This window comes from Brunnivagina elsteri CCALA 953 (genome assembly GCF_002289455.1).
Lineage (GTDB): Bacteria > Cyanobacteriota > Cyanobacteriia > Cyanobacteriales > Nostocaceae > Brunnivagina > Brunnivagina elsteri.
In genome coordinates, this window is the sequence record NZ_NTFS01000265.1 from 1 (window position 1) to 9,126 (window position 9,126).

The 9,126-nt window shown below is 39.5% G+C and carries 7 protein-coding genes; 3 read left to right on the plus strand and 4 right to left on the minus strand.

From position 1 onward, the window contains the following. Positions 1–136: 136 nt before the first annotated feature. The 4 genes from CK510_RS20420 to CK510_RS20435 form a co-directional block, all read right to left on the minus strand. Entirely contained in the window at positions 137–985 is an 849-nt protein-coding gene (locus tag CK510_RS20420; protein WP_095723457.1) for a YaaW family protein, read from the minus strand. 169 nt (positions 986–1,154) lie between these two features. Then, positions 1,155–2,171: an XcyI family restriction endonuclease gene (locus CK510_RS20425; protein ID WP_158224933.1), complete on the minus strand. Its 1,017-nt coding sequence runs from the start codon at positions 2,169–2,171 to the stop codon at positions 1,155–1,157. After that, positions 2,168–3,658, minus strand: coding sequence for a class I SAM-dependent methyltransferase (locus CK510_RS20430; RefSeq protein WP_095723453.1), 1,491 nt, complete (start codon positions 3,656–3,658; stop codon positions 2,168–2,170). The genes CK510_RS20425 and CK510_RS20430 overlap by 4 nt, the downstream gene beginning before the upstream one ends. 147 nt (positions 3,659–3,805) lie before the next feature. Continuing rightward, positions 3,806–4,654 carry a M28 family peptidase gene (locus CK510_RS20435; protein ID WP_095723454.1) on the minus strand — a complete coding sequence of 283 codons (849 nt, stop codon included), beginning with the start codon at positions 4,652–4,654 and terminating at the stop codon, positions 3,806–3,808. 231 nt (positions 4,655–4,885) lie between these two features. Between CK510_RS20435 and dnaK the strand changes: the two genes are divergently transcribed. The 3 genes from dnaK (at position 4,886) to CK510_RS20450 (ending at position 9,090) form a co-directional block, all read left to right on the plus strand. Further along, positions 4,886–7,318, plus strand: coding sequence for a molecular chaperone DnaK (gene dnaK / locus CK510_RS20440; RefSeq protein WP_095723455.1), 2,433 nt, complete (start codon positions 4,886–4,888; stop codon positions 7,316–7,318). Positions 7,319–7,642: 324 nt separating this feature from the next. Next, positions 7,643–8,650: a DnaJ C-terminal domain-containing protein gene (locus CK510_RS20445; protein ID WP_095723456.1), complete on the plus strand. Its 1,008-nt coding sequence runs from the start codon at positions 7,643–7,645 to the stop codon at positions 8,648–8,650. A gap of 182 nt (positions 8,651–8,832) precedes the next feature. Beyond that, positions 8,833–9,090, plus strand: a complete 258-nt coding sequence (locus CK510_RS20450) for a hypothetical protein (protein ID WP_211293238.1) — start codon at positions 8,833–8,835, stop codon at positions 9,088–9,090. Positions 9,091–9,126 lie beyond the last annotated feature (36 nt).

The window sequence follows — 9,126 nt, forward strand, 5'->3', positions numbered from 1 at the left end:
CGAAGCCTGCGCTTTGCGCTTACCTGAAAGGTCTCCCCACCCTTCGCGTGATAGTGTTGGTAAGTATATGATTTGAAGGTTTTATTTTCTGGAAGTCCCTAACTATTAACCCTTTACCCCTTTCCGTTCAAATTAGTCAAACTGGTTCCCAACATTCTTCAGCACGAGTCAGACGAATCTGTGCGATCGCAAAAATTGTCGGAATTATGCGACCATAATTTGTAGCGATAGTCCGCCAACCCAAGTCAGCTATAAACCATCCCCACATTACTGGACCTAAAACGCTGAAAACGCTGCGAACCGCGCCATACCGGGCAGCACTCGCAGCCATTCCTTGCCTTGCCATTTGCAAAGTTACATAACCTTGAAATTGTCCTGCGACAATTTTTCCTCCTTGGATGGTAGTTTGTCGTGCTACTTGATACGCAGCAAAATGCATCGCAAACTGACGGGCTATCTGTTTGAGTAACAACGGCTGAATAACCGATGTCACTGCCAAAGCGCTACCACCTTTAAACAATAATCCCAATGGATCGGGCTGTAACATCAACGGCAAAGGTTCGTTTGATGACATTGATTTTGATAGTTGTGCCTGTACTCGCTCAGTTAATTTTTGCTTATCTGCTACGGGTAATTTTTTCCACACACGTCCCAGTAAATGCAGAAACACTTCGGCTTCTAAATCAACCGTTGATAAATCATGGGAATAGGAAACTTTTAAATGCTTACAAACTTGAATCAGGGCTTGTCGGTAAGTCACCTGATTTGTACGTCCCCGCAAAACTGTAACACCATCAGCCGCCAAATACTGAAATCGTTCTTCGAGTGTATCTAGCCAAACCTCGCGGTTTTGACTCTGTACCTCAATCGGTTCAGGTGTTTGAAGGTAATCAAGGGGATTATACTTGCGACTAAACAGGATTGCAGTTAAATCCTGTAATTCGTCTTCTGTAGCCAGTTCCAAGGCTGCCCTCAGTTCATCCAATTTCCCTTCCTCCAATACCGCAGCTATTATCTGTACTTTATTCTACTATCCATGAAAAGTAATCATTAGTAGTTATTTATTCATTCATAAAATTTATAGCTACTTGCAAAGCTGATGTTAATGTAGCTTTCCTGGATGGATGCTCTGAATGGATACGACTTCACGATAACTATAAGATAGAAAATACTTCTTCAACAAATTGCTTATATTGTTCTGAATTATCGCTGAGAATTTCTGTCAAATTAAAATAGCAAGAAACAATTCTATCATTCTGAATACGAGTATTAACCTCAGTGGTAATACAACTAGCAACGAGGATTGTTCTCACTTCTGAATTTCTACGACGAGCTTCTTCAAAAGATTTTATCGCAGCACCATAACGTTCTAGCGCTCCAGCAGTGTCAGTTCCTCCTTTAACCTCAATTACACCAACTGTTTTACCTCCATTATCTAAAAGTGAAATATCAGGTTCACTAGAAAAAAGTATTGAAGTCTGATTATTTAACATTAAACCTCTATATTTTTCAATATTTTCAATTTGTTCTTCTGAATTATTCGGATTATACATATCAACTACAGTAGCTTTACGCGGAATAAAAGCAGCAATCAAACTTTGTTCTTTTGCCTCTTTAATTAGAAGTCGCTGTACAAGTTTTTCTGCTTCTTCTCCAATAGCATTTCGCCAAGAGCCATCTATTTGTGTTCCTGTTGATGCTAATATTAAGCCATATAATTCTTCTTCTGTAATGCTGTTTACTGAGCTATCAATAATAAGTGAAATATGTTCGTTAAAAAGTTTTGCTAGTTCTAATGCATTATCTTCTGCTAACTGAAATTTATTTTCTTCATCTGATTCAAATCTCTTTACTTGGATTCCTATTAGGGAAATAACAGCTTTTTGAGACAAAACAGCTACGTTACGATAATATGCGATTAATTGAGGTTGTTCTCGGATTAATCGAGGATGACAAAATACTTGAATAAATTGTAAATTCGGATGTTGATTGACATAATTAAATGCATCTTCACCAATACCCCAGTCTAATTTATTATCCCAATCATATAAATTTTGAATTGGTAATAATGCTTCTATTTTAGCTCGTAGTGAGAGTGTATTATACTCTCTTAACTTACGATAAAAGAAAGTCGAACGTAGTCTATAATTAATACGATTAACTTCTGTCACAATACTGGTTTTTCCCAAATATAAACACACTTACGCAATTCGGAACGTCCATGATTTCCCATTTGCTGACTACTGTTTCCTTTTCCCCTTCCTAATGTCCAAATATATCGCGTCATCAATCCAAAAGATTCTGCAAAGTCAGATAAAATAATGTCAACAGGAATCTCTTCACCTGCATATTGAACATTATCATTTACCATTGCGATGACTCCACCTGGTTTAAGGACACGAGTTAATTCATAAATAACAAAGCACATTTCATAAAAATAATTACGTATCATTCTCACAATATTAATATTATTTAATTTGCCTTCGACTCTATAATTATCTAAAATTGCTACTACTTCCTGTAAAGCAGCTTGATTTTTAAATGTAGAATCTATCTCGATAAAATCTGAATAGCGATTCATCCCAATATATAGTTTTTCTAAAAAAATCCGCTTATCACGATTTTCAACAGTACACGAAAGCATCGCTTGACGTAAACTTTTTACTTCTTCCTCACTACATCCTAAAAATGCAAGTTCTAAAGCATATGTACGAGTATAGTCATATCGATTTATATAGGGAGGGGATGTAATAATAAAATCAATGTTGTTATTTTTGAATTTAGGAAGAATGTCTAAACAAGAACCTTGATAAACATGTATGTTGTTTTTTTTATGAGTTATTTGTAAATTGATATTATCATTAAATAAATCTAATTGAACAACATTATTTATATTTGACAAATCAGATATAATTTGATTTATTTTTTTAAAAACTGCATCTCTAAAATTGAAAATTTCCCCTTTATTAAATTCTTTTTTCCCTTTAGAACGACCTGAACGGGTATCCCAGCGTAAATATTGCCCATCTTTTCTAGTGTAGCTAATATCTTCTAAAATACAGAAAGCTGCATACAATAAAATCTTGCGTATTTTGTCATCCGTAATATGTTGATGACAGTAGGATATATAACCAACCAATTCTGCTTCTTGAGATTCAGAAAATGCTCCAGAAGTAATTGCTAAATGCTTAAAAACAAAATTAGAATCATAATAATCTGAAAAATTATTTTTCTTAATTTCTGCAATTACTATATTTAATATTTTTGAATTAATATCTTGTGCAGTAAGTCTAGCTTGTATTGCAAAATATCCAACTGGTAAAAGTTCTATTCCAAATGCATCCCAACCTAAATTACTTGCCGCAAATAGTGATGAACCAACTCCCGAAAAAGGGTCAAGTAAAATACCTGGTTGTGGTTTGAAAGTTTCAATTAAGTATTGAACAAGCTTTTCAGAAAATCCTTCTCGATATTTAAACCAAGAAAATTTAGATTCTTTGTTTCCTTGAAAGCTAACTAAAGTTCTATCTAAACAAGGATTATGAATGATTTTAGAACGAAATTTTTCGTAAAGAACATTTCTTTGCTCTAAAGAATTAACAGTTGATTCAGACCTATTTATGGATTGACTTATTGAGGTATGTTTAGTTATCGTCATATTTTAATGAGAAGTAATTAATAAGATTAATCTTTAGTTTCGCGTGGTGTGAAAAACCCAGTTTCTCGGTCTTGTTATACTTAATCTAAATATTATCCATTGGAAAAAAACCGCGTTTATTGGGCATCATAATGCTATTACAAACCATTACAGTTTCCTAATTCCCTTCTCTAAACCCTCACAAACACCTGTCAAAAAATCTAAATCCAAAGTCTCAATCGTATCGCTAGCTTTGTGATAGTGAGGATTTCGCATATTCGCAGTATCCGTCACCATTATCGCCGGATAACCAGCATCCCAAAAAGGTGCATGGTCACTACGTCTAGTTTCTCGAACAATTAAACCACGATTGGGTACGGGTAACCATTGACTAGGTACACCAACTTTACGGATGCAGCGACTGATACAAATTAAATCCCGTAAAGTTCGCCAATTCCCAATTAGAGCAATAAAATCTCCCCTGTCTGGATAAATTTTTTCCAGTGGAGGAGGATAAAGTTGCGATCGCGCACTCTTCACACAATACCCCAACATTTCCAGCGATATCATTAACCGCAAAGGTTGCTTTTCTTCTTTAAGTTTTGTTGCGTAATCTGTACTCCCCAGCAATCCATACTCTTCCATATCAAATGCCACAAGTCGCAAAGGGTATTTTGCCGGATGGGTAGCAAAAATTCTTGCAAACTCTAGCAAAACCGCCACACCAGTCGCGTTATCATCAGCACCAGGGGAACCAGGTACAGTATCGTAATGGGCAGCAATTAAAATTGGTGGCAAACTATCCTTGGAAGATTCCACCTGACAAGGTAAATTCAAGATCAGATTTTGGCAATTTTTACCACCGACTCGGAAGGTGTGGATTTCCACACTTCCCCATTGGGAAAAGGACGAGTGAATGTATTGTTGGACAAAAAAATGTCCCGCAGATGCCATATATGGATCGCGATCGCGCACAATCTCATTAAGATGGGTTTGCAGTTGCGTCTTTAAGTTCACAAACTAACCAAGGATAAGGGGAAAGAGAAAAGGGATAAGGGGAACGGTTAATAAATATAGATAATCTAACGAATCTATTTTTTTGCTAACTTAACTTTGATGCCTTCTGTTTCTGATACCTTTATTTTTTCAACTGCAAGATAGAATAAATCAAGCATTGCTTCTAAACAAATAAGTTTTAAGTTTAGTTTTAAGTTTATATATTAAGAAATACTAGGAGAACATTGACGCATGGGCAAAGTAGTCGGCATTGACTTGGGTACAACCAACTCAGTAGTTGCCGTCATGGAGGGTGGCAAGCCGGTGGTTATTGCCAATGCAGAAGGAATGCGAACAACCCCCTCCGTAGTCGGTTTTAGCAAAGATGGGGAACGAGTTGTCGGACAAATGGCACGAAGGCAAACTGTCCTCAATCCCCAAAATACCTTTTTTGCTGTCAAACGTTTTATTGGACGTAAATATGGGGAATTAAACCCCGAATCTAAGCGGGTTCCCTATACTATCCGCAAAGACGAAGTGGGTAATATCAAAATTGCCTGTCCCCGTTTGAGTAAAGATTTTTCTCCCGAAGAAGTTTCGGCGATGATTCTCAAGAAATTGACAGATGACGCTAGTCGGTATTTAGGGGAAAAAGTCACAGGGGCAGTAATTACAGTTCCCGCTTATTTTAACGACTCTCAACGGCAAGCGACGCGAGATGCAGGACGAATTGCTGGTTTGGATGTAATGCGGATTCTCAACGAACCTACCGCAGCTTCCCTTGCTTACGGTTTAGATCGGGGACGTAGCGAAACTATTTTAGTATTCGATTTGGGTGGCGGCACCTTCGATGTGTCAATTTTGGAAATTGGCGATGGTGTATTCGAGGTAAAATCCACCAGTGGCGATACCCAACTTGGTGGGAATGACTTCGATAAAAAGATTGTGGATTGGTTAGCAGAGAAGTTTTTAGCCGATAATGGCATAGATTTGCGTCGAAGCGATCGCCAAGCCCTACAACGTCTCCTAGAAGCCTCAGAAAAGGCAAAAATCGAACTTTCTGCCGTTAGCATTACCGATATCAATTTACCTTTTATTACCGCTACCGAAGACGGTCCCCAACATATCGAAACCCGTCTCACGCGCTCCGAGTTGGAAGCTTTATGTGATGATTTACTCACAAGGTTAAGAACTCCCGTCAAACGCGCTCTCAAAGACGCTGGTTTGCGTCCTGATGATATCGATGAAGTCGTCCTCGTTGGTGGTTCTACCCGAATGCCAATGGTAAAAGACCTAGTTTCGGCGTTAATCGGTATCGAACCCAACGAAAATGTCAACCCTGATGAGGTCGTAGCCGTCGGTGCAGCCGTCCAAGCCGGAATTATCGGTGGTGAACTCAAAGATGTGCTACTACTCGATGTCACCCCCTTATCGATTGGCTTAGAAACCATCGGTGGTGTGGGCAAAAAGCTGATTCCCCGTAACACAACTATTCCTGTACGGCGATCGGATATATTTTCCACATCGGAGAATAACCAGAACACTGTGGAAATTCACGTAGTCCAGGGTGAGCGGGAAATGGCAGCAGATAACAAATCCTTGGGGCGTTTCAAGCTTTATGGTATCCCTCCCGCACCGAGAGGTATTCCCCAGGTACAAGTATCATTTGATATTGATGCCAATGGAATTTTGCAAGTAACGGCGTTAGACCGTACCACTGGACGGGAACAAAGTATTACAATTCAAGGTGCTTCCACGTTAAGCGAATCGGAAATTAATTTCGCAATCAAAGAAGCTGAGAAATTTGCCGAGCAAGACAGGCAACGAAAGGAAAAGGTAGAAAAACGTACCCGTGCTGAAGCCTTAATTCTCCAATCCGAACGGCAGTTACGGGAAATTGCTTTGGATTTTGGAATGCAGTTTGCCCGCAGTCGTCGTCAGCGCATCGATAATATTTGCCGAGACTTGCGCGAAGCCTTACAAGCGAACGATGACAGGGGTATAGACCAATCCCATGCTGACCTCCAAGATGCTTTATACGAACTAAACCGCGAAGTCCGTCAGTACTACGCTGACGACGAAGACGACGATTTATTTGGTACAATCCGCGACATTTTTACAGGTGGCGATAAGGAAGATAAAGACGATTATAAAGGCTATGGACGTGATTCTGGTAGGGATTCAAATCGAGATTCTAGTCGGGATTATGGTAGTCGTGATTCCAATCGAGATTCTAACCGAGATTATGGTGGTCGCGATTCTAGTTTAGATTCTAGCCGGGATTACGGTAGTCGTGATTCCAACCGAGATTATGGTAGTCGTGACTCCAACCGAGATTCTAGCCGGGATTACGGTAGTCGTGACTCCAACCGAGATTCTAGCCGGGATTACGGTAGTCGTGATTCCAACCGAGATTCTACCAGCCGAGATTATGGTAGTCGTGACTCCAACCGAGATTCTAGCCGGGATTACGGTAGTCGTGACTCCAACCGAGATTCCAGCCGGGATTATGGTAGTCGTGACTCCAACAGAGATTCCAGCCGGGATTATGGTAGTCGTGACTCCAACAGAGATTCCAGCCGAGATAATCGTCGTAACTACGATCGCACAGACAGCAGTAGCTCATCCAAACCACGCCCTACCTACCGAGATAACTGGGATGATGAAGATGACGATTGGCTATAAAAATTGTAAAGATAGTTGTAAAGATTAAGATAAGGCGAGAAATCCCGCCTTTACCTTACATCTAGAATCTGCTAATTCTTAAAATATGCTGCTAGCATAAGTTACACCAAAATAGTACGCAGGTAAAATCTGTCTGTAGGAAATATTTATCACTTATCAGCGAATGAATACAAACTTAATACGGAATTCGAGTGCGATCACTAGTAATTAGTAATTATTGCTAAACCTGGTATTAAACCTTCTGAATATATTTTTGGAATCTTATCCTTTCTTTTTATTTAGTCTTGATAGAAAAATATCAACTATTAAAGTTAACCACAGGCTATGTCACTGAATTTGCAGAACTTTCGAGATTATTACGAAATTTTAGGAGTAGCAAAAGAGGCTTCTAACGAAGAAATTAGAAAAGCTTATCGAAAATTAGCGCTGCAATATCATCCCGATCGCAACCAAGGAAACGAGCAAGCATCAGAAAAGTTTAAAGATATCAACGAAGCTAAAGAAGTTCTTTTAGACGAAGCCCGTCGTGCCCAATACGACGAGTACAGCCGCTATTGGAAGCAAAAAGGATTTGCAGGTAAAGCTTCCAAAGGTTCAGCATGGGGAAATAATAGCAAAAGCGATCGTAATGGTAATACAAATAGCAATACAACTGTAGACCCTGGACAATACAGTAGTTTCGACCAATTCATCAATGAAGTCATCGGTGTTGGTACAGAAAATAGCCGCAGCAAACCCAATAATTCCCCAAATTCTGCCAATAACGACCCATTTCGCAACACCAGAACCAAAGTATCCTATAACGCAAATAGCCGTCCCCAACGTCGCGACATCGAAGCGCGGTTAACTATTCCCCTCGAAAAAGCCTACCAAGGTGGTTTAGAACGGATTCGTCTTGAAGATGGACGCTCCCTAGAAGTAAATATGCCCCCCGGAATGGTGACAGGGCAAACCATTAGACTCCGCGACCAAGGTATAAACGGAGGCGATTTATACCTAAAAATAACCGTCGAAGTTCATTCCAACTTCAAGCTGGAAGGCTCAAATATTGCCTGCCAAGTGCCCGTTACCCCCAGCGAAGCCGTTTTAGGTGGACAAATCGAAGCACCTACCCTAGATGGTCCCGTGAAAATGAGTATTCCTCCCGGAGTGCGTTCTGGTCAACGCTTCCGTTTGGCAAATAAAGGTTATCCCAACGAAGCCGGAAAACGCGGCGATCAACTCGTGGAAATTCAGATTGTCACCCCGAAAAGTATCACTCAGGAAGAGCGGGAATTATACGAAAAATTGCGGCAAATTGAATCTTTTAAACCTCGCGCCAATTTGCTTTAGATTTAGTCTCATACCCAATAAAAATTTAGTGAAGATATTTCGGCACAAATGTCTCTAAGTCTAAAAAATAACCGTAAATTTCCTGACGTTAGTAATAATAGTTATTGTTTACCCTTAATATAAAGTTCATACTTAGGGTAAACATGCCATTGCTAACCTCTGACCAAATAAGCTACAAATTTTTGCTCATAACACATATGGCATGTGCTGATGGGCAAATTCACAGTGAAGAAGCAAAAGCTCTGCGAGATTTAGGGCAGAACTCCAAGATGGGAACGCACACCATTGAGGAAATGGAAAAAATACTGGCTAAAGATGAAAATTTTATATCTATCGAGGATGTAGCACGTCAAATAAAGCCTGGTGAAAAAATTGAGACAATGCGACAGATACTAGCAAGGGTACATCCCAGTTTTTATTCTTCCAAGAAAGATAAATAAATCATGAGAAAGTAAAGGGAAATTAAACGCGAACGC

What these genes read in the sequence shown, in the direction of transcription:
- CK510_RS20430 (WP_095723453.1), bottom strand. Translation starts at nt 3,658, where the DNA reads ATGACGATAACTAAACATACCTCAATAAGTCAATCCATAAATAGGTCT.
- dnaK (WP_095723455.1), top strand. Translation starts at nt 4,886, where the DNA reads ATGGGCAAAGTAGTCGGCATTGACTTGGGTACAACCAACTCAGTAGTT.
- CK510_RS20445 (WP_095723456.1), top strand. Translation starts at nt 7,643, where the DNA reads ATGTCACTGAATTTGCAGAACTTTCGAGATTATTACGAAATTTTAGGA.